The sequence below is a fragment of the Sinobaca sp. SA16-1 genome, from assembly GCF_059510515.1.
In genome coordinates this window covers 670,831-688,565 of sequence record NZ_JCAKFL010000003.1, presented here as the reverse complement: position 1 = coordinate 688,565, position 17,735 = coordinate 670,831, and the positions used below count along the sequence as shown (strand labels likewise).

The 17,735-nt window shown below is 44.3% G+C and carries 23 protein-coding genes, 1 pseudogene and 1 riboswitch; of the genes and pseudogenes, 8 read left to right on the top strand and 16 right to left on the bottom strand.

The window, feature by feature from the left end; translation table 11 throughout:
• Positions 1-45: 45 nt before the first annotated feature.
• Positions 46-429 carry a hypothetical protein gene (locus tag AC5W2J_RS11500; protein ID WP_496059590.1) on the bottom strand — a complete coding sequence of 128 codons (384 nt, stop codon included), beginning with the start codon at positions 427-429 and terminating at the stop codon, positions 46-48.
• Between the two features lie 196 nt (positions 430-625).
• Positions 626-709, top strand: a riboswitch (cyclic di-GMP riboswitch).
• 27 nt (positions 710-736) lie between these two features.
• Between AC5W2J_RS11500 and AC5W2J_RS11495 the strand changes: the two genes are divergently transcribed.
• Positions 737-871, top strand: coding sequence for an anti-repressor SinI family protein (locus AC5W2J_RS11495; RefSeq protein WP_496059589.1), 135 nt, complete (start codon positions 737-739; stop codon positions 869-871).
• A gap of 24 nt (positions 872-895) precedes the next feature.
• Here the strand turns inward: AC5W2J_RS11495 and AC5W2J_RS11490 are convergent, their stop codons facing one another.
• Complete coding sequence (locus AC5W2J_RS11490; RefSeq protein ID WP_496059588.1) at positions 896-1,804, bottom strand: sensor domain-containing diguanylate cyclase; 909 nt, start codon at positions 1,802-1,804, stop codon at positions 896-898.
• 520 nt (positions 1,805-2,324) lie between these two features.
• Here AC5W2J_RS11490 and AC5W2J_RS11485 point away from each other — a divergent pair.
• A complete protein-coding gene (locus tag AC5W2J_RS11485; RefSeq protein ID WP_496059587.1) occupies positions 2,325-2,486 on the top strand; it encodes a hypothetical protein in 162 nt (53 codons plus the stop codon).
• Between the two features lie 68 nt (positions 2,487-2,554).
• Here AC5W2J_RS11485 and AC5W2J_RS11480 read toward each other — a convergent pair whose 3' ends face one another.
• Both AC5W2J_RS11480 and AC5W2J_RS11475 read right to left on the bottom strand, forming a co-directional pair.
• On the bottom strand, positions 2,555-2,938 hold the full coding sequence (locus AC5W2J_RS11480; RefSeq protein WP_496059586.1) for a hypothetical protein: 384 nt from the start codon (positions 2,936-2,938) through the stop codon (positions 2,555-2,557).
• 32 nt (positions 2,939-2,970) lie between these two features.
• Complete coding sequence (locus AC5W2J_RS11475) at positions 2,971-3,228, bottom strand: hypothetical protein (RefSeq protein ID WP_496059585.1); 258 nt, start codon at positions 3,226-3,228, stop codon at positions 2,971-2,973.
• 202 nt (positions 3,229-3,430) lie between these two features.
• Here AC5W2J_RS11475 and AC5W2J_RS11470 point away from each other — a divergent pair, with 202 nt between their 5' ends.
• Both AC5W2J_RS11470 and AC5W2J_RS11465 read left to right on the top strand, forming a co-directional pair.
• On the top strand, positions 3,431-3,850 hold the full coding sequence (locus AC5W2J_RS11470) for a hypothetical protein (RefSeq protein ID WP_496059584.1): 420 nt from the start codon (positions 3,431-3,433) through the stop codon (positions 3,848-3,850).
• Between the two features lie 112 nt (positions 3,851-3,962).
• A complete protein-coding gene (locus AC5W2J_RS11465; protein ID WP_496059583.1) occupies positions 3,963-4,127 on the top strand; it encodes a hypothetical protein in 165 nt (54 codons plus the stop codon).
• Positions 4,128-4,160: 33 nt separating this feature from the next.
• Here AC5W2J_RS11465 and AC5W2J_RS11460 read toward each other — a convergent pair whose 3' ends face one another.
• From AC5W2J_RS11460 to AC5W2J_RS11450, 3 genes are all read right to left on the bottom strand, one after another.
• The gene (locus AC5W2J_RS11460) at positions 4,161-4,412 is read right to left on the bottom strand and encodes a hypothetical protein (RefSeq protein WP_496059582.1); all 252 of its coding nucleotides are present in this window, start codon (positions 4,410-4,412) and stop codon (positions 4,161-4,163) included.
• Positions 4,412-4,624, bottom strand: coding sequence for a hypothetical protein (locus AC5W2J_RS11455; RefSeq protein ID WP_496059581.1), 213 nt, complete (start codon positions 4,622-4,624; stop codon positions 4,412-4,414). Before AC5W2J_RS11455 ends, AC5W2J_RS11460 begins: the two co-directional genes overlap by 1 nt.
• Positions 4,625-4,885: 261 nt before the next feature.
• Positions 4,886-5,089 carry a hypothetical protein gene (locus AC5W2J_RS11450; RefSeq protein ID WP_496059580.1) on the bottom strand — a complete coding sequence of 68 codons (204 nt, stop codon included), beginning with the start codon at positions 5,087-5,089 and terminating at the stop codon, positions 4,886-4,888.
• Between the two features lie 689 nt (positions 5,090-5,778).
• Between AC5W2J_RS11450 and AC5W2J_RS11445 the strand changes: the two are divergent.
• Positions 5,779-5,973: pseudogene (locus AC5W2J_RS11445) on the top strand (YolD-like family protein); the annotation flags it as partial.
• A 23-nt stretch (positions 5,974-5,996) separates the two neighbouring features.
• Here AC5W2J_RS11445 and AC5W2J_RS11440 read toward each other — a convergent pair.
• Both AC5W2J_RS11440 and AC5W2J_RS11435 read right to left on the bottom strand, forming a co-directional pair.
• Entirely contained in the window at positions 5,997-6,254 is a 258-nt protein-coding gene (locus AC5W2J_RS11440) for a hypothetical protein (protein WP_496059579.1), read from the bottom strand.
• A 540-nt stretch (positions 6,255-6,794) separates the two neighbouring features.
• Positions 6,795-6,986, bottom strand: a complete 192-nt coding sequence (locus AC5W2J_RS11435) for a peptidoglycan-binding domain-containing protein (protein WP_496059666.1) — start codon at positions 6,984-6,986, stop codon at positions 6,795-6,797.
• Between AC5W2J_RS11435 and AC5W2J_RS11430 the strand changes: the two genes are divergently transcribed.
• The 3 genes from AC5W2J_RS11430 (at position 6,912) to AC5W2J_RS11420 (ending at position 9,489) form a co-directional block, all read left to right on the top strand.
• Positions 6,912-7,187, top strand: coding sequence for a hypothetical protein (locus tag AC5W2J_RS11430; RefSeq protein WP_496059578.1), 276 nt, complete (start codon positions 6,912-6,914; stop codon positions 7,185-7,187). The genes AC5W2J_RS11435 and AC5W2J_RS11430 overlap by 75 nt on opposite strands.
• 156 nt (positions 7,188-7,343) lie before the next feature.
• Entirely contained in the window at positions 7,344-8,105 is a 762-nt protein-coding gene (locus AC5W2J_RS11425) for an FxLYD domain-containing protein (protein ID WP_496059577.1), read from the top strand.
• A gap of 385 nt (positions 8,106-8,490) precedes the next feature.
• On the top strand, positions 8,491-9,489 hold the full coding sequence (locus AC5W2J_RS11420; RefSeq protein WP_496059576.1) for a tyrosine-type recombinase/integrase: 999 nt from the start codon (positions 8,491-8,493) through the stop codon (positions 9,487-9,489).
• 70 nt (positions 9,490-9,559) lie between these two features.
• Here the strand turns inward: AC5W2J_RS11420 and AC5W2J_RS11415 are convergent, their stop codons facing one another.
• The 7 genes from AC5W2J_RS11415 to nadE all read right to left on the bottom strand — a co-directional run bounded on the left by AC5W2J_RS11415 (position 9,560) and on the right by nadE (position 17,716).
• Entirely contained in the window at positions 9,560-9,850 is a 291-nt protein-coding gene (locus tag AC5W2J_RS11415) for an iron-sulfur cluster biosynthesis family protein (RefSeq protein WP_496059575.1), read from the bottom strand.
• A gap of 48 nt (positions 9,851-9,898) precedes the next feature.
• Positions 9,899-10,069, bottom strand: a complete 171-nt coding sequence (locus AC5W2J_RS11410; protein WP_496059574.1) for a hypothetical protein — start codon at positions 10,067-10,069, stop codon at positions 9,899-9,901.
• A gap of 239 nt (positions 10,070-10,308) precedes the next feature.
• On the bottom strand, positions 10,309-10,659 hold the full coding sequence (locus tag AC5W2J_RS11405) for a cyclic-phosphate processing receiver domain-containing protein (protein ID WP_496059573.1): 351 nt from the start codon (positions 10,657-10,659) through the stop codon (positions 10,309-10,311).
• A gap of 90 nt (positions 10,660-10,749) precedes the next feature.
• Positions 10,750-14,436, bottom strand: a complete 3,687-nt coding sequence (locus AC5W2J_RS11400) for a dynamin family protein (RefSeq protein ID WP_496059572.1) — start codon at positions 14,434-14,436, stop codon at positions 10,750-10,752.
• 97 nt (positions 14,437-14,533) lie between these two features.
• On the bottom strand, positions 14,534-15,751 hold the full coding sequence (locus tag AC5W2J_RS11395) for an EAL domain-containing protein (RefSeq protein ID WP_496059571.1): 1,218 nt from the start codon (positions 15,749-15,751) through the stop codon (positions 14,534-14,536).
• Between the two features lie 55 nt (positions 15,752-15,806).
• Entirely contained in the window at positions 15,807-16,715 is a 909-nt protein-coding gene (gene metA / locus AC5W2J_RS11390) for a homoserine O-acetyltransferase MetA (RefSeq protein WP_496059570.1), read from the bottom strand.
• 176 nt (positions 16,716-16,891) lie between these two features.
• On the bottom strand, positions 16,892-17,716 hold the full coding sequence (nadE, locus tag AC5W2J_RS11385) for an NAD(+) synthase (RefSeq protein WP_496059569.1): 825 nt from the start codon (positions 17,714-17,716) through the stop codon (positions 16,892-16,894).
• Positions 17,717-17,735 lie beyond the last annotated feature (19 nt).

The following is a 17,735-nucleotide window of genomic DNA, read 5'->3' as shown; positions in this document are numbered from 1 at the left end:
AGCTGGGGAACGTGCCCCTGCTTCAGCCTGTGAGAAACAAACCTTTTATTCTTTCACCAGTTTTTCTTTGTTATTCTGAAACAGCTGTACGGCCAGGAACAATAGTGATGTAAGCAGAAGAAGCGTCAGCCAGTTGCCGTCACTATAGCTGTTGGTCACAATAAGATAGGCAAACACAAAGCTGTACATGATATTCGCATAAATCATTTTGGAGCCGGCCCGTCCTTTTGTCTTTTTGTTATACCGGGTGGCACCAATAGCCCTTGCTTCTTTCTTATATGTAAAATACCAATACAAAAAGGTGATACCGCTCGTGCCAAGGCTCAGTCCCCAGCTCACATCGCTTTCTTTTACGACAAAGGTAAAAGGAACGGCGATGACAAACACAAGGGCTGCATAAATAATAGCAAATTTTAGTCGATCTTCCATAATGTCCTCCTTCTCCTGTGCTTCCTATCCTTCTATTATAATCACATTCATCCTTTAGAACAATGGTCCCTTTCTTTCGGAAGATAGTTGCGTCATACCGCCTGCCTGTGCAGCGTGCACAAAAAAACCGAATATTTTTTCAATTTCTTTTAATGTCACCGGCGATTTCATAGTACAATAAAGACAGTTACCAACCTTCAGAAAAAGGCTACGCTGTTGAAAAGCAGTTTCGCAAAGTTACAGGTCTAAGGCATTGCGCTAAGACGGCTGGACCGCCTGAGGAATACTCCTAAAGGTGTGAGGGTTGATGAGCAGACAGAATGAGAAAAAGCTGGACCACGAATGGCTGGCTTTGATCCTTGAGGCTAAAAAAGCCGGACTTACCAGGGAACAAGTCAAGGATTTTCTGCAGTATGCGGACGAATCAAAAAAGAAGCCGTAAACACTCGGCTTCTTTTTTTGGGTATTACATGAGATTAATCTGGTTTTTTCCGAGGTTCTTGGCTTCATACAATGCCCGGTCTGTTTTCTGCAGTATCGCTTCCATCGAATCTCTATTGGAAAAATAAGCCCCGCCTATGGAAATATTAAGAGCAATCGGATACGGGTTCTGCCCGCTTTTGTTTTGATCCTGTACGACTTTAAGTATTTTAGCCGCTACTTTCTCCAATCCGGCGGCATTTGTACACGGAAGCAGGACGGCAAATTCATCGCCGCCGATTCTAGCCAGAATATCCGTTTTTCTCGTAGACTTTCCAAGGAGGAGGGCAAGCTGTTTAAGCACCACATCTCCTACCAGATGCCCGTATACATCGTTGACCGTTTTAAAATTATCCACATCGATAGACAGCAGGGATAAATAGGATCCATTTCGCTGCAGCAGTGCTACCTCCTGCTCCAGGCGTTTTTCGAAATACCGTCGATTATACAGACCTGTCAGTGAATCCGTTTCTGCCTGCTGCTTTAACTGCAGTTCCAACAGCTTTTGTTTTGTCACATCTACATGGCGGATCACAACGCCCTGGCGCCCCAATCCCTTTTCAAGCAGCGGAGTCGCCTGCATTACATTCCATCTTTTTTCGGTCGGCGTGTGACAGGAATATTCATACGTGAAATAATCTTCTTTTCCTGAAAGAATGGAAAGTAGACCTTCATATACATGGGTACTGCTTTCGATCGTATGCAGGTAGTTCGCACCGACTCCCTGTAAATCACAAAGGTTATTTTGGCTGCCGGCCGAGCGAATCCATTCATCATTCACAAAAAGAATTGTTCCAGCATGATTGATCACACAGATTTGATCCCGAAGAGAGTTTAATATGGATGTACTAATCGCAAAATCTTCGGCCAATATTTCTTTCTTTTCCATTTTCATAGCAGGCATCCTCTCAAGAATGAACTATCTGGACGACGGTCAGTAGATGTACATACCAATTATTTCCTTTAGTATATATAAAACTTTTCTTTATTTCACTAAAAACATCCAATAAACGCTATCGTTATTCACTATATTTTCTTTTTGTTTAAACAATACAACATAATTGGGATACAGCATTCTTATCTGCTTAACATATTCCCCTTATTTTCCTGTTTCTAACACTATCTTTTCTTTTTTTTGTAGAAAAGAGAATCTATTCTCTTCCTTTTTTTGATTCTCTTAGAAAGAACTGGAATCAACCGGGAGCAGAAATTGGAGGAATGTCAGCAGTTTGTATTGCTGCTGAACTATTTTAGCTTTTAATATGGTTTGTGAAATTAACAAAAGGGAATCATATTTTTTTGAGCGGGACACGTTTTAGAAAACAGAAAATGGTGAATAATAGTAAAAGAAGTACCCGACTGCGCTTTTTAATACAGCATTTTATACAATAATTTCACAATCAGGGGGATGTCCGATGGCAAAAGCAGTAAATGATATTAAAAATGATGAAGTAACGTTAACGCTCGATTATGATGAAGTGGCCGTTCTTCTCGGTATGTTAAACACATTCCGCGGCGATAAAAAACAAAACGTACAGCCCTTTATCGACGAGCTTTCCAATCCGGAAGAAGTATAACAGTTGAATAATGAACCAATACTGACTACTGAAAAAACCTCTGACATCCGTAAAGGACATCAGGGTTTTTATGTATGCTTTTGTTTTTCTATCCGCCTTTTGTGCCCCATCAGCAATAGAATCACTATAAGTAATGGCATGGTTGTTACGCCGGTCAGAAGCCGGTCTGCCTCCTCCGCCCTTATAAAAGCGGCCAGTCCGAGCAGAAAAAATACTCCACTGCCCGCCAACAGAATGTAGAGTATTCTTCGATCGAACCTGGTGCGTTCTTGTTTTGTGCCGGAAGCCAGATAAGCGTCAGGCGCTATAAACAAGCCAATAACAACTCCTGTCACTACCATGCTGAGAACGAGCCTCCAATCGATTGCTCCATTAATGAAAAATCCAATGATTATTCCCGCCGCTGCAAAAATACTTGTATAAACAGCGGCTATTCGCAGCCTTCTTTTCATTCAACTCCTCCTACCGTTTTATTTGTGACTGTCTACTCTCTGGATGCTGCCACTTTATTTAACTCGGCGTAGATATCTTCCTTTTCGCATTCCCCGTACAGAAACGAAGCAGTCGTGCTCATGACATCATAGAAGGCCCGGTGCCCTTCTTTCGTGTTTTCCAGCCCTACTTCCTTCATGACCGTGAGTTCAATACCATTAAATTCTTGTTCTTCCATTGCTTCTCCAATGTACAGTTCCATAGAGGCAATATAATGATTAAGCAGTTCTTCTGAGATCGGGCTGTTCATTTGCATCAGTCCTTTATTAGTTATCGTCAGGCAAATATAACATGTCTGGAGCTTATTGTGAAAAACACCGACCGGATTGTTACATAATCTCTTACGACCTTAAGCCCAGATCCCTTATTACTGATTTTTTGTAAGCGCTATCCGTTATTTAACGAATAATGATATAATTTCCAAAAATATGTTTATACGAAGGAGAATTCTTATGAGCAGCCTGATTGACCGAGCCGAACTGGCAAACTATTTGTATAAAGACTTATTTGACAAAATTCATGCAAGCCAAAATAGAAAGCTTCATTACCTGGCGCCTTCTGATCCTACGACACTTACCGGTCTTACCCTGCAGTTTGATGATAAGCAGGAACTCACCGACTTTTGCAGCCGGCTTGAGAACCACTACCGTGCCTGTGATTCCGCCCAGCTGAAGCCACTGCTTGTTTACAATATTGACCGGGATCTCGCTCGGGCCGTGAAAGAAGCCGGCTTCTCGATACATAACGGTGAAGATATCCAGCCTATCCCGAAGTCATCTTTTCTGGCGATACACGCAGCCCGTCACACCGCAGAAGCAGACGGAAGCCACCGTCTCGACTTAACGTTAAAGCTATTCCCAAAAGAGGCCTGATACAGGTTGTGCTGATGCCAGCACAGCTTTTTTGTTGTTTTCAAATCTTTACCAATTTATTACACTAAAGATGTGCGAAGGACTTACTTTTTTAAAAATGAGGAGAGACACGATGAAAAAATACTGGTTACCATCTATGTTCTGCGGCGCAGTGTTCATTCTCGCCGCCTGTGGGGGTGAACAAACCCCGGAGGATGAGCCTGTAGAAGATACAGAATCGGCGGAAGAAGAAGCGGCAGCCGAAAAAGAAGAACAGGAAACTTTGAATTTGGCCTAACAAAAAGCACTCTCGATATGAGAGTGCCTGTCCCTATTTATCTTCCTGTGCCATGGTTCTAATCTGCAGGTCATCTTTTACCATGAGCACCCTCTCATTTTCTCTTGATGGTCCATCCGTTTCTATGGCCATACCCTGGTCTCGAATGAATTCCATGAAGCTGTTCAGTTCTACCATGGACAGACCTTCGATCTCCGCCCAATCCAGTAGTTCATTCCATTCGTTCATGTTTTCATCCAGGCATTTTTTGACAAAGAAATCGATTACTTCATTGCTGAATTCCATTACGCTCCTCCTTTACTTTCGTGAAACGTAACATTAATGACCTCGTCTGAGCTGAATTCAGCATGCTCACCACTACTGCCCAGCACTTGATAGGTCCCGCCATTCTTCATTAATTGACTTCTTATCTCTTCCTGATCCGCTTCGCCCGTTTTACCTTCCGGCAGTACAATATCTTTATAACTTCCATCCAAAAGCACGACTCTTCCAAACATGTTAATGACCCTCCTTAGAATATGATACTGTTTACCCTATTCCCGAATAAAAAAAGGGAAATCTATTATTAACATGTTTTTAGTAGAAACACTATGGACCTTTCCCGTTAATGAATTACATCCAGCTTTATATCATGAAAAAAATGTATAAGATAAATAAAAATACTACAACTGCTAATGTTATACGTTTTCTTATCGGCTTGATTATCAATAAAGGAAAGAAATGAAATTAAAAAACACTCCCTTTTGAGAGTGTTTTCATTATTTAAGATACTTGTCTATCGATACATCCGCTTCCTCTTTGCGCTTATTAAAACTCTCTTCGGTAGTTAATCCTTCTTCTATCAGTAAATCTTTCAGCACTTCTAAACTTTTAATGGCATCTATTAATGCCTCTCGATTGTGCAGGGTAATAGCTTCGACTTCTTTAGCCCGTCTCTCTGATGCCCTTGATTGTCCCTTCATAGTACCTCCTAAATGTACAGCGTATCACCATTCTGTAACTAAGCATGGTAAAAAGCTAATAATCTGTTTATCAATATAAGCAGCCATTACCCGGTTTCATCTCATTTTGTTTCGTCATTACTAAGAAGCTGGGTTAATTCACTGCCTGGATTTGCAATATCTTCTTTGGTTATTTTATTGAAGACATTGGCAAAAACTGTGGATAATTAGACTTATTCTTTGTAGTAAGAGTAGTCTTTTCTATATACTTTGGACCAATAGTTTAATCTTACTACTCCTGTATATGTAGTCTGCAACCCTAATAGTATTACAATAACCATCATAAACCTCACCTGCGATATGTTGACAGCGGCAACTTCCTTTACTATTAAATCATACATAAGGGACCCAAACCCAAATAGTAAATAACCGCCAATACCTATCATAAACAAATATACAGCACCTAATAACAAATATAGAACAATTTTACGAAAATTCAATCTGTTCCTTTTCACTTTATTCACCATCATTTATCATTAACTCTGCGTACTCACTAAAAAATCAACATCTCATACTCTCACTGTACACAGTAATTACTATCATACAACTTACACGGTACCCTTGCAATCTCAGTGAGTAGATCATAGTCCATCTAACATTTATGAACCTATTCAGCCAAATACTTCGTTTAATGTCACAAATGGGATGAGTTAGAGTTGTTGCTGCATGAAGCGCTCGAGCACAGAATCTCTTTGGAGTTTACTTTCTGGGAGGGTGGACACTTTATAACTTTCACTGGGGAATGTGTTTACATTAACATGATGGATAAACAGTTTCATGTGAGGAATGATGAAGCAATTTGTTATATTAAGTTCGATACACTTAAAGATATACAAGCTATGTAGAGAGGGCCACTCCTCTCTTTTTATTATGGTGATTGACTTTCCGCATTATTTTTTATATCTATTTCTTGATCTGTAGCAATTCGATTTGCTTTTACATATTGACTAACGGCTGTGCCTGAGTATTTTACCCACTTTTCTTTAGATTCATCATACCTTGCGCCTTCTACAATGTATTCATATCTATCTGTATTTTTCGTACTACCAGTCAGAATAAAAATATCAATAATGTTTCCCTCTTCGTCTTCCGTAACATAAGTGGTATCGAATTCTAATTCTTCCATTTCATAAAACCTCCTCTGTTTGGTTATCGTACTATTTCTATAAAAAGAGAATTCCCCTCTCTTTTTATATGTAAACAAAAAAAGCACCCGCCCGGAGGTAGATGCTTATTCATTACTTATAGCGTCCAGCCTGTTTTAATGCGTCCAGGTCTTTCTGTGATTCGTCTGTGGTGAAGTGATTATCCCAAATACCCCAGACAGCCGGAATGGATAAGATCACAAGGTCTATCTAATGTTGTGCTACTACGATATCGAACTCCACTTTTAAAATGATAAGCAACAGCGGTAATCCTTGAATGAGATAACGGATAAAGCTTTGCTTTTTACTATCTGTTTTCTGCGCCATTATCTCACCACCCTTACATATTTAGAAGAAGCCGTAATATAGAAGGTTTGTCCGTTGCTGTTCTTCACTTCGTACTGTTCTTCACTTCGTACTGTTCACCTTTGCCTACTTTATGTTTGGCCACGATCGTAGGGAAACCAAAGCCTTTTCTCACAGTTCCAATTGGATTGCTCCACGTCTTCCTATTATAAAAATTAAGTGGGCTTTACTCTTTTACCAACATAAGAAGGCTTGGCAGCTGCTTGATCCAGTGCTTTCATCGTTTGTGGTCCTGGAACCCCATAATGATTACTGTTAGGATTAGAAATTCCATGCTTACGTTGGAAAGACTGAACAGCTTGGAGCGTCTCAGAACCAAAATGACCATCACTCCTAAAAAAGAATATGTAGAAGATTATATCTCTCCAGATGCAGATACGTTCAACTATGACGCTCTCGTTGATCTACGTACCTTTATGATTGAACATAGAATGCAAAACATGAATTTCGCGGCCTATGATTTAAATAAAATCGCAGCACAAAGCCCAAGGGAAATTGCTGAAATGAAAATAAGACTCCTGGAATCGCGGGATCGAAAACAAAAATAATCCTAGTCTCTTCTATAAAGAGGCTATTTTTATGTACAAATTATTCACTATAGTTGTTATAATAGTCATAAACAAAAGTAGGGACTTTCTACACAGAATAAAAGAAAAAAATGGTATCAACGCTTACCGAGATTTAGGAGTGGTACCAAGTGGAAGATGGTTACAGCAAGTTTGTTTTACTTCTTTAGTATTATTGGAGTCCTTGGCAATTTAGGCGGAGGCGTCTCTCTTGAAGAAGTAGAACCTCCAGAGGATTTTGTTTCCCTTGCTGATTTTGAATACGAGGAGACGTCTAATTTAGATGATATATCTGTAGCAAGCGAAAAAGTGTATATCTGGGAAGATGGACATATCCCTACATTAAACTATTATGCCGAAATAACAAATGAGGGCGATGATTCACTAAACGCATCGAACTTAAGTATTACTTGGTATGACGATAATGGCGGTGTTGCTAAGGTTACGAATGCCGGAATCTTCACTTATCCAGAAATTATAGCTCTCGGCGATACGGCGTACGTTAGTCTTTGGGATTTCAATACGTCAGAAAAAGACACTATTACGGATGCAGAGCTTCTTATTACTCCGGAATACGCTGAATCTTATGATGAGGAATTAACCGTGGAAAATACTAACTATCAAACTGGAACAGACCAAGATGGCGTACCTACTATGGAAGTATTAGGAGAAGTCGTTAATGATTCTGGTACAGAAATTTATCATACGACTATATATAGCATCTTTAAGGATGAAAACGGCGATGTCTTAGGATTTGCTACTACATCTAATGACTCAACTTTAAAAAATGGACAGAAAACAGGATTTGAAATAACAGATCAATACGTACCATATGATCTAATAGAAAATATAGCTGAAGTAGAAACAAAAGCATTTGGCAGTTTGCAAGACAATTATTAAATAAGCCCTATTCTTTAGGGCTTTTCTTAAACTCATAAACAGAACATACATTCCCTTTCTATAATTAGTAGCACCTTATTATCTATACTACATAATTCATATACTTTTATAAGGAACCTTGCTTTTTTGTAAAGAACGAGCTGTTTTACATGTGGTAAACAAAGTATGGTGTGACCAAGAGGTTTGCCTCTCAGCGTTTAGAAATGTTTGAACAGAAATGTATTTCCCATTACTAGGAGGTGAATGAGGTGGCATCTTTTCAAAAGCGTGGAAAAGGCTGGATCTATGTGTTTAAATTGGAGCCTGATCCAGCTACCAGCAAACGAAGGCAAAAAAAGTAGGCGGCTTTAAGACCAAAAAAGAAGCACAGAAAGCATATGAGGAAATGGTTACTTCGCCGGATGTTCATAAAACTACGTTAAAAAAGCAACGGCTCTTTAATGAGTATATGGAACATTGGCTCTCTCAATACAAAAATAAAGTTGCTCGCAGCATCTATACGGCAGCTGCTTCTAAAATCAGAAAGAGAATCATCCCGGCTATTGGCCGGATCCCATTACTTAAAATACAATCTCATCATTTAGAGACATTTCGGGATGATATGTTAGAGGAGTTTTCTGCTCAGTATGTCCACACTCTTCTATCACTTTTAAATCGTGTAATTAATCATGCACTCAAACAAAAACTGGTCACATCTAATGTATTGGATTTTGTAGATCGACCAAAAGTAAAAAAACGTGATTATAGTATTTGGACCATGGAAGAATGTCGTTCCTTTATCCGAATTATGAAAGATACCTACCCCGATACAGCTATTGCTTTTGTTTTGGCAATTAATACCGGTATGAGGCGCTCGGAGATACTGGGGCTCCGTTGGAATGATATTGATTTAGATAATCATATTATCCGTGTTCGTCATTCTCTTTATTACGAATCTTCCGAAGTATTCTTCTTTGAAGGTGTGAAGACAGCTACTTCTCGACGAGATATACGATTAGATACCGATACCGTAAAAGAACTGAAGCAGCACCGGGCAAAGCAAAACGAGTGGCGCTTAAAAAATAGAGAAATATTTAAAGAGTATGATTTACTATGTACGCAACAGGACGGATCCCCGATCAGTCCAGGGTGGTTAGGTCGCTGTTTAAGAACAATCATCAAAAAGCATTCCCTCTCCCCTTTACGCTTCCATGATTTCCGACATACGCATATTAGTACGTTACTTGCTCTGGGTGTAAATATAAAAGCAATACAAGAACGTGCCGGCCATTCTTCCATTACCGTGACAATGGATATCTATGGCCACGTGTTACCAGACACCCAACAAGCAGCTGTTCAATCCTATGAAAATGCCAAGCAATTAAACAAAGAAAAATTTCTGTGACCAATCCGTGACCAAAAGCAAAAATCCAGTACTTTCTCCGAAGAGAAAAAGCACTGGATTTTTATACATATTAACAGCAATCGCTGTCAGATCCGCCGTCCATAACAAGGCCGGACTGCCCGTCACTATTGGTTTGTACGTCCAATGTGATATTTTCGACGTGTGGTAATACCTGCTTCTCAATGGCTACGTCAATGCCGTTGATTTCCCGTCTTTCATCATCTTGTGCTGGCTCATCCAGAGCCAGACCCAATTTAGGGCCTCCTCAGCCCATGCCTGAAAAGACAACGCGGATGTTGGCGGCACTGTGTTCTTTCATCACGCCGTGAATAAATTCTTTTGCCTGATCGGTAATATTCATAGTATCTCTCCTTTTCTACCCTTTAGTATAAGGGATTTTTTCTACGGTTTAAACCGGATGATCCTCTTTTTTTACCTTTATTGCATAAGCTATCGTTTCGCTGCTGTTTTTGAGCATCCATCCGAGGGAAGGATGATTGTCCAGCACCGGCGACGGCTTAATAGCTTCAAACGTGTCTTCGTCGGTTGTTACGGTATATGCGTCATCAGCTGATTCCACCGGAACCAGGGAATACTCCCGAATCCCTTGTCAGCCGCCGGTAAGCTTTGATTCCAGACGAAAGGCCGGATTGCTGCTGTTGGGCAGTACCTGCATTGCCTGTTCCGCTCTTTCGGTTAATCTGATCGTATGCATGAGCCGTGCCTCCTTTGTTCTACTGATTATTGTAGATTCAGGACGGGCGGAAAGCAAGAAAAGAGGCTCCCGTTAGGAAGCCTCTTTATTAAACACATATACTATTACAATGCGAAGCCTATCGGTAAGGGTTGGTGAAAAATTTTCACGTAGGAAGGGACATGCCCGCTCCGTTTTGCTTCGACTAACCGGTCGTACATTCGTTTGCCGCCTACGGCATTGGCTGAGTGAATCGTAATGCAGTCAGGAAAAATCTTATGTTCCAGTAAGTGCAGCACGACTTCAAATCCGTTCTTTGCGTAAATTCCTAAGTCGTGATCCAGTGATAAGTGAGATACCATTTTTTTGGATCGGATCATGGCAATACATTCCGCTACCGTTTCTACTAGAATATACCCGCTTGGACAAGGTCTCACATCATCCAGGAAAATATTGTACTTTTGTACGTTTTCCATACATCCTCCTTTATAATATGAGAAATGTGTGTTTATGTCTTAATGCCATTAAACTATAGTATAACAAAAAACATGCATTAATTCCACCTATTATCCAAATCGTTCCCGCAGTTGGTCCCGTGCCTGTACTACATCCTTTATCGTATACGTAATTTCTGCCGCTTCCTCCATCCTACGACTGGTATTGATACTTTGCTTCCATCCGGCGGTGAAATCCACCCACCATGCCTCCCACTGTCCGGTGAAGTGAGCGCGCATCCTCTCCCACTCTTTTTCCAGCATTTCATCTGCCGGCGGACGCAGCTCCTCTTCCAGCTCGTCTTTAAATGGTTTGATCTGCTGATCCATAAAAAACGCGCTGTAGGACGTATAGCGGCTGAAAAAGGAAAATGACATCTGGTCGGACGGCGGCATGTCGTTGGAGATGAAGCTGTCAAATGCCGGCACCTCCCAGTGAAAGGCACACAGCATCGACTCAGGAATGTGCCCGGCCAGGGTGTCCGCCGTGCGGCGGCTGCGCTCTTTCATATATTGTTCCATCCGGTAGCCCGTCGCCTGCAGTTCTTTATCAAATTCTAAAAACACTTCCTGCACGAGACCATTGGCCTGCCGCTTCATCTGCTCGGCAAAGGAGCGTTCTTTTTGAAATGCATATGGGGTAAAATAGTCTTTAAACAAGTCATAATAGCGGTAAAACACGCGCTGCTTTACATAAAAAAGCAGCTCTTCCATCTCCCGGTGCATCATATCGAGTTCGAGCGCAAAGGAATACGTCTGCAGCTGTTTTTCAGCTTCCGTAAGAGAATAGAGGCGCTGCTGCTTTTTTTCCTGCTGAAGGGACGCGTCCAGCGCCGCTGTTTCAATGATGTCGTCCAAAGTGCGGATGGCCTGGCGAATTTCGCCCCGTCCTTCTTCCAGCACAAGCCCCTGCAGCTGCTCGTAGGAAAACTGCTCAAAGGCCTCCATAAAGTTATCCATCCCGGAGACCGCACGGTTTTCTCCTCCGGCCTGCAGGCTCGACACCGGATATACCGGCGGATTCTCCAGCCCAAAGGACTCGAGCTCCCGTTTAACATAATGAATGACACTCTCCAGCTCCTCCGTGTCTTCTGCCAGGTCAGCTGCATTCACAAGGAAAAAGATTTTATTATAGGAGAAATACTGCGTTAGGCGGCCGAGCTGCGTGAGAAACATCACATCGGCGCGTGAAAAAGCATGATTGTAATACGTTGCAAAAAAGATCGCATCGGCTTTTTTCATTTCTTCAAATGCCAACAGCGTATGGCGCTTATAAATACTGTGAACGCCGGGCGTGTCGGTGAGCGTATAGCCTTTGGACGTAAAAACACCGGCAGCATCCACGTCGGCCCGGTCAATCATCATCGCTTCTTCTGCATTGCCGGTCAGCTGCTGGAACGCTTCGAGCTTCATAGGCGTCCGCGTACCCTGCCTGTCTTCATAGTTTCGAAATGAGGCTTCGTATTCATCAAGACGGTTCTTCTCTTCATCATCCAGTAATAGCAGCGGATCAATCCATTCCTCTTTACTGCTTTCTTTATCATCTTTTAGCTTTTGTTTTTCCTGCTTTTCTATTTGTTCGGCAAGCTTTTCACTGCGTTCGGTTTTCAAAACGGCCCATTCATCCATAGAGCCGACAGACGTGTTCGTTTGAAACAAAAGCTCGTTCATTTCTTCAATCACCCGTGCTTCGGTTTTATACACAACCGATACCGTGCCGTGTGTTTCCGGGGCGCCCGGGCGAATCGTTGTTACAAACGCCGTCGTCGGGTGTGACGATACAGGCAGCAGCGGATCGCCGATAAGCGCATTGGCAAATGTTGTTTTGCCGGAGCTGAACGCCCCAAACAAAGCGACCCGGTACGCGGCCTGCTCAAGGCGTTCTGCTTTGCTTTCCAGTGAAGCAGCCGTCGCTTCAAGTGCCCGGAAGCCTCTCATCACATCCGCGGCCTCCCGCAGTTCATGCGGCGCCTCTTCGCGGGGCGGCTGTTCTTTTTGAGTGCTTCCATGTCGCTCATACCATTCCCGGATCGGAAACGACAGCTGCTGGCGGGCCACGGCAGCTTCTATCCGGTACACACCGGACACGGACGATGCTGCAGGTTCAAAGGGGACAGCCGCCTCCCGAAATGCATGCATCCACTCGCTAACCGTTGCCATCCACTGTTCCTGGCGCTCCTGCCAGGCAGATGCCTCTTCCAACAGCGTTGCAGTTCGGGCGCGCCGGCTTTCCAGGCGGGCAGCTTCTTTTTTCTGCTCGGCGGCGAGCAGCGTTTTGATTTGCGGCAGCAGGTGAATCAACTGCTGCTTGTAGACCCGCTTGATTTCTTCGGTAAGCCAGCGGCTGAAGCTGAGCACATACCCCTGGGTAAAAGCGGCTCCAGAGCGCTCGGCCTTCCCGATTAATTCGTCATCGATAGTAATGCTCATGTCGAGGAGCTTTCGCTGCAGATTCTGATCCTCAACGCGGTACGAGGCCAACAGGCTTGTCATTTGTTCGCGCAGCGGGATATCGATATAGTTGCGGGCGTTTTCTGTAAGGCTGCTTTTCAGCGCTTCCAGCCTTTCTTCACGCGAGCGCCGGGTTTTATTTTTCCCGAACAGTCCTTTGATGCGGTAGGCTGTCTGCCGCGATTCCAGGTAGTCTCTTGCGGCATTGCGGGTATGATACGGCGTCAGTTTGGCATTTGTAAATACTAAATCCACCGTGGCGAACATTCTTTTTTCCATCGTATCCTGCCATTCCGCCATGTCCTTCTGCTTCTGCGCGGCCTGCTGCTGCACGTCGTGCAGATCGTTCAGGCTCGCATATGCATCAAGGTCCCGGTGAATATCCTTTGGCGGATGCTGCTGCTTTTCGTTCTGCCGGGCCACGTCTGCCATCACCCGGTAGAGACTTTTTGCGGCGGTTTGTGATACCTGGACTTCGGCCGGCACGGCGGACGAAAATAAGTACTGCATCAGCTTGTCCCATTCCGCCGGGGTCAGTTCGGGAAAACGCGATGAAATAAAGCACACGTCGTCATAGCGGATATCCCGTTTTTGAAACGATGCTTCCATCCGCTCCCGGAACGCTTCGATCGTTCCCTGGGCCGGATTATGTTTATCAGCCTGGTTCACAACTAAAAACGGCCGGATGCCCATATGGTTCAGCTTGCTTAAAAAAGCAATGTTCTCCTCGGATTCCACCTGCTGGTAGTCCATCACATAACAGACGATATCGGCTTCCGGCAGCCGCGACTCGGCGGCAAGCTGGTGGGCTTCGATCGTTGAATCAATCCCGGGTGTATCAATCAGCTCCACGCCGGCGGGAAGCTTCGTGCCGGCGTCCTGCAGGTACACTTCTTTCACATCGGCTCCCTGCTGAAACCAGTTTGCATCCCAGGCGTTCAGATCCGAATATACGGTATCCGGACGCCCATCTTCGTGCACGAGCGTAATGCCGGGCTCTCCTTTTTGGAAATGGACGACGTTGGCGCTTGTTGGAATCGGATGGGACGGCAGATGGGCTTCGCCGATCAATCGGTTAATGAACGTCGACTTGCCTGCCGAAAACACGCCGCAGCATAAAATCGTCCGGCGGCCGGCACGCCATTTTTCTTCAATGCCGTCGAGTGCATGGTGCGTGTCCGGATCGGTCCACTCGATCAGCCGGCGCTTAACATCGAGAAGCGGCTCTTTTACAAATTGATGGCGGATCCAGAACGTTTCTGTTTCCTCCCTGGAAAGCAGCACATCCTGGACGGAGGGCATTTTCATACAACCAGAACTCCTTTCTACAGACTGCTGTTCCTGCTGCAGTCTGACAGCAAACGCTTTCGCGTATATTCTAAAAAAAGAGGCCTGCAGGAGGCCCCTAAATTAAATGGTCTTTTTCAAATAAATACTCGTACGGAATATCAATAAACACGTACATGTCATCGGTAAGCGGATGCGAATACGTCCGGATCATCTCGTTCTGATGAATATCTGAATACAGGTCGGATAAAATACCGCGTTTTTCAAAATTCATGCGGACGATGTTTTCCAGAAAATACGGACGCCAGCTCCAGTTGCGGTTCCTTCCTTCCGGATGATATGTCCAGCCCTCGGTTTCCTTTAAGGCGTTTCCTGACTTCTGGAAGCCCTCGTGGTCGCAGATATAGACCCGAAAGGAGATATCCTCCAGCGCGTTCGCAATATTCATTGTAAGAGCGTCCACATCGGTCCACTGGCCTTCCTTTTTCAGAACCGCTCCCAGCCGTTTGTTCATCGACGTCATTAATTCAATCTGGGCTTCCATCTTTTTACGCTCAAGCGTAATAAAATGATGAAAATCTTTGCGGAGCGCTTCAGTCAGGATCTGCTTTTCACTGAACGTATTTCTCGGCCTGCGCAGGTAATCGCCCTGAAAGTAGCGCGCACCGTTTCTCCAGGCATAGTTGAGCTGGTTAAAGCCGTTTACTTCCTCGAATAAAAGTGAGGAGCCGATTTTCCTCGACAGCATCGATAACGAATGCAGTACATCCCGGAACATACTCGGAATGGAATTTTCCTCCGTAAAGGCTAAATCAACTTTAATAATATTGGGCATCAGGTAGGCAATCTGGTCCAGATTGGTTGTGTTTTTCCCAACGTCATCGAGTGCCACTTTTATGCCGAGGCTCTGCACATACTGCACGAAATGCTTGAGCTGTGACTGGTCTCCAATAAAATGGTGTTCCTTAAGCTCGAGCACGATTTTGTCGAAAGTCAGTCCTTTTTCCTGAAATTCCTTCAACCGTTCGACAAAGCTTTCGCCGCCGTCCTGCACGAGCAGATTCACATCTACATTTAAAAACAGGACTTCGTCGCGTCCCTCTTCCAGGTAGGCGTTCAATGCCTGGTCATGAATATGGTCCTCGACCTCCTGGCGGTACTCATCCGGAATGGTGTGATCCTGGAAAAAAGCGCGCAGGCTCATGCTTTCGGTGTCGTTTTCATGGAACCGTCCCATCACTTCATACCCGGTAATTTCCAGGGTATCGGCGCTGACAATCGGTTGAAAATGGGCTACGACTTTTTCTTTCTGCATAACAATATCTAACGCATCCACATGTATCACCTTCTTTTTCAGCCCTTTTCTATAGAGCTTCACGCTCTTGTTATTTTTAGGTCAAATCAAATGGTGTTTCCTGATACACGTAATAGTTCAGCCAGTTCGTAAACAGCAGGTTCGAATGGGCCCGCCAGCGCATCGGCGGATTGAGCAGGTGATTGCCTTTCGGAAAATAATTTTCCGGAAGCGCCGTGGAAATGCCGCGGCGGCTGTCCCGCTCGAATTCCTCGCGGAGCGTTTCGCGGTCGTATTCGCCGTGGCCGGTCATAAAGATCTGCTTGCGGTCTTTGGTCGCGAGCAGATACAGGCCGGCGTCACCGGACTCGGACAAGATATCGAGCGCGTCTACTTTTTCCACATCTTCGCGCCGGGTTTCCGTATAGCGTGAATGCGGAGCCCAGAACACTTCATCAAAGCCGCGCAGCAGCTTTTCTTCCGGCATCTGCACCGTATGCTCGTACACGCCGAATTTTTTCTTTTCCATTGGGTGTTTTGGAATACCGAAATGGTGATACAGGCCGGCCTGGGCGCCCCAGCAGATATGCAGCGTGGACGTCACATGCGACCGGCTCCATTCCAAAATATCAGTCATTTCCTCCCAGTAATCCACCTCTTCAAACGGCAGCTTTTCCACCGGTGCCCCGGTAATAATCATGCCGTCAAACTTTCTGCCGCTGACTTCATCGATTGTTTTATAAAAAGCAGCCAGATGCTCATGCGGGGTGTTTTTGGACGAATGGGTGTCAGGATGAAGAAAAGACACATTCAGCTGCAGCGGCGTGTTCCCGAGCATACGAAGAATCTGGGTTTCTGTCGCTTTTTTCAGCGGCATTAAATTTAAAATGAGTATATTCAAGGGACGGATGTCCTGGTTGTAGGCTCTGCTTTCGTTCATGATAAAAATATCTTCTTTTGTAAGAATATCCTTAGCCGGTAAATGGTCGGGCACTCTAATTGGCATGAACTCTCCTGCTCCTTTGTCTCTATTTAAGTATGTCACGAATACGCGGTAGATAATGATAGAAAAGTATCACGAATAGACATAGAACGCAACTGTATGTATGCCTCTCCTTTTAAGAAGAAGCGTAAGTTTCTAAAAAACCGTACGGCATAAGCACCTGCCTCACGAAGTGTCTGCTATTCTTTCCACCAGTGGTCATGAAAGGTAACCGGCTCGGTTCGTTTGTGTCTCGTTTTTGTAAAATATTCGATTAATTTCTCCGAAGCTTCAGTTTCTATTTCTTTGCCTTCCAGAAAGTCGTCAATCTGGTCGTAGGTCAGGCCGAGCGCTTCTTCATCCGAGAGGCCGGGCTTGTCAGACTCCAGGTCAGCCGTTGGTACTTTTTCAAACGTTTCTGCCGGTGCTCCCAGCTCCCTAAGCATCTCTTTGCCCTGACGCTTGTTCAGACCGAACAGCGGTGCGATGTCACACGCGCCGTCGCCGTGTTTTGTATAGAAACCGGTAATGGCTTCTGCAGCATGATCGGTTCCGATCACAAGCAGTTGATAATGGGCCGCGATATCATAATGAACTTTCATGCGCTCGCGTGCTTTCGTGTTTCCTTTATTAAAATCCGTCATCTTTTCTCCGGTGCCTTCTACAAAATCACTTTCCGATGCATCCACTGCTTTTTGAATATTGACGGTAATCGTCCGGGAAGGATTAATAAAAGAAAGGGCCAGCTGGGCGTCCTCTTCATCATGCTGGACGCCGTACGGCAGGCGGAGCGCTATAAATTCGTAGCCTTCTCCGGTTTCGTTCAGCTCATCAACCGCCATCTGGGCAATTTTGCCGGCAAGCGTTGAGTCCTGCCCTCCGGAAATACCCAGAACAAAGCCTTTTGCTCCCGCCTGAAGCAGGTAGTTTTTCATAAATTCTTTCCGGTGGGTAATTTCCTCTGCGGCCTGCACAGATGGGTGAACTTCGAGCTCGTTTATAATATGCTGCTGTGTGATTATCATAGTAGTCCCCTTTCTTTTT

What these genes read in the sequence shown, in the direction of transcription:
- AC5W2J_RS11480 (WP_496059586.1), bottom strand. Translation starts at nt 2,938, where the DNA reads ATGAAAAGAAGGCTGCGAATAGCCGCTGTTTATACAAGTATTTTTGCA.
- AC5W2J_RS11455 (WP_496059581.1), bottom strand. Translation starts at nt 4,624, where the DNA reads ATGTTTGGAAGAGTCGTGCTTTTGGATGGAAGTTATAAAGATATTGTA.
- AC5W2J_RS11400 (WP_496059572.1), bottom strand. Translation starts at nt 14,436, where the DNA reads ATGAAAATGCCCTCCGTCCAGGATGTGCTGCTTTCCAGGGAGGAAACA.
- AC5W2J_RS11420 (WP_496059576.1), top strand. Translation starts at nt 8,491, where the DNA reads ATGGTTACTTCGCCGGATGTTCATAAAACTACGTTAAAAAAGCAACGG.
- AC5W2J_RS11440 (WP_496059579.1), bottom strand. Translation starts at nt 6,254, where the DNA reads ATGGAAGAATTAGAATTCGATACCACTTATGTTACGGAAGACGAAGAG.
- AC5W2J_RS11490 (WP_496059588.1), bottom strand. Translation starts at nt 1,804, where the DNA reads ATGAAAATGGAAAAGAAAGAAATATTGGCCGAAGATTTTGCGATTAGT.
- AC5W2J_RS11470 (WP_496059584.1), top strand. Translation starts at nt 3,431, where the DNA reads ATGAGCAGCCTGATTGACCGAGCCGAACTGGCAAACTATTTGTATAAA.
- AC5W2J_RS11500 (WP_496059590.1), bottom strand. Translation starts at nt 429, where the DNA reads ATGGAAGATCGACTAAAATTTGCTATTATTTATGCAGCCCTTGTGTTT.
- metA (WP_496059570.1), bottom strand. Translation starts at nt 16,715, where the DNA reads ATGCCAATTAGAGTGCCCGACCATTTACCGGCTAAGGATATTCTTACA.
- AC5W2J_RS11405 (WP_496059573.1), bottom strand. Translation starts at nt 10,659, where the DNA reads ATGGAAAACGTACAAAAGTACAATATTTTCCTGGATGATGTGAGACCT.
- AC5W2J_RS11475 (WP_496059585.1), bottom strand. Translation starts at nt 3,228, where the DNA reads ATGAACAGCCCGATCTCAGAAGAACTGCTTAATCATTATATTGCCTCT.
- AC5W2J_RS11450 (WP_496059580.1), bottom strand. Translation starts at nt 5,089, where the DNA reads ATGAAGGGACAATCAAGGGCATCAGAGAGACGGGCTAAAGAAGTCGAA.
- AC5W2J_RS11460 (WP_496059582.1), bottom strand. Translation starts at nt 4,412, where the DNA reads ATGGAATTCAGCAATGAAGTAATCGATTTCTTTGTCAAAAAATGCCTG.
- AC5W2J_RS11425 (WP_496059577.1), top strand. Translation starts at nt 7,344, where the DNA reads ATGGTTACAGCAAGTTTGTTTTACTTCTTTAGTATTATTGGAGTCCTT.
- AC5W2J_RS11430 (WP_496059578.1), top strand. Translation starts at nt 6,912, where the DNA reads ATGCTTACGTTGGAAAGACTGAACAGCTTGGAGCGTCTCAGAACCAAA.
- AC5W2J_RS11485 (WP_496059587.1), top strand. Translation starts at nt 2,325, where the DNA reads ATGGCAAAAGCAGTAAATGATATTAAAAATGATGAAGTAACGTTAACG.
- AC5W2J_RS11465 (WP_496059583.1), top strand. Translation starts at nt 3,963, where the DNA reads ATGAAAAAATACTGGTTACCATCTATGTTCTGCGGCGCAGTGTTCATT.
- AC5W2J_RS11495 (WP_496059589.1), top strand. Translation starts at nt 737, where the DNA reads ATGAGCAGACAGAATGAGAAAAAGCTGGACCACGAATGGCTGGCTTTG.
- nadE (WP_496059569.1), bottom strand. Translation starts at nt 17,716, where the DNA reads ATGATAATCACACAGCAGCATATTATAAACGAGCTCGAAGTTCACCCA.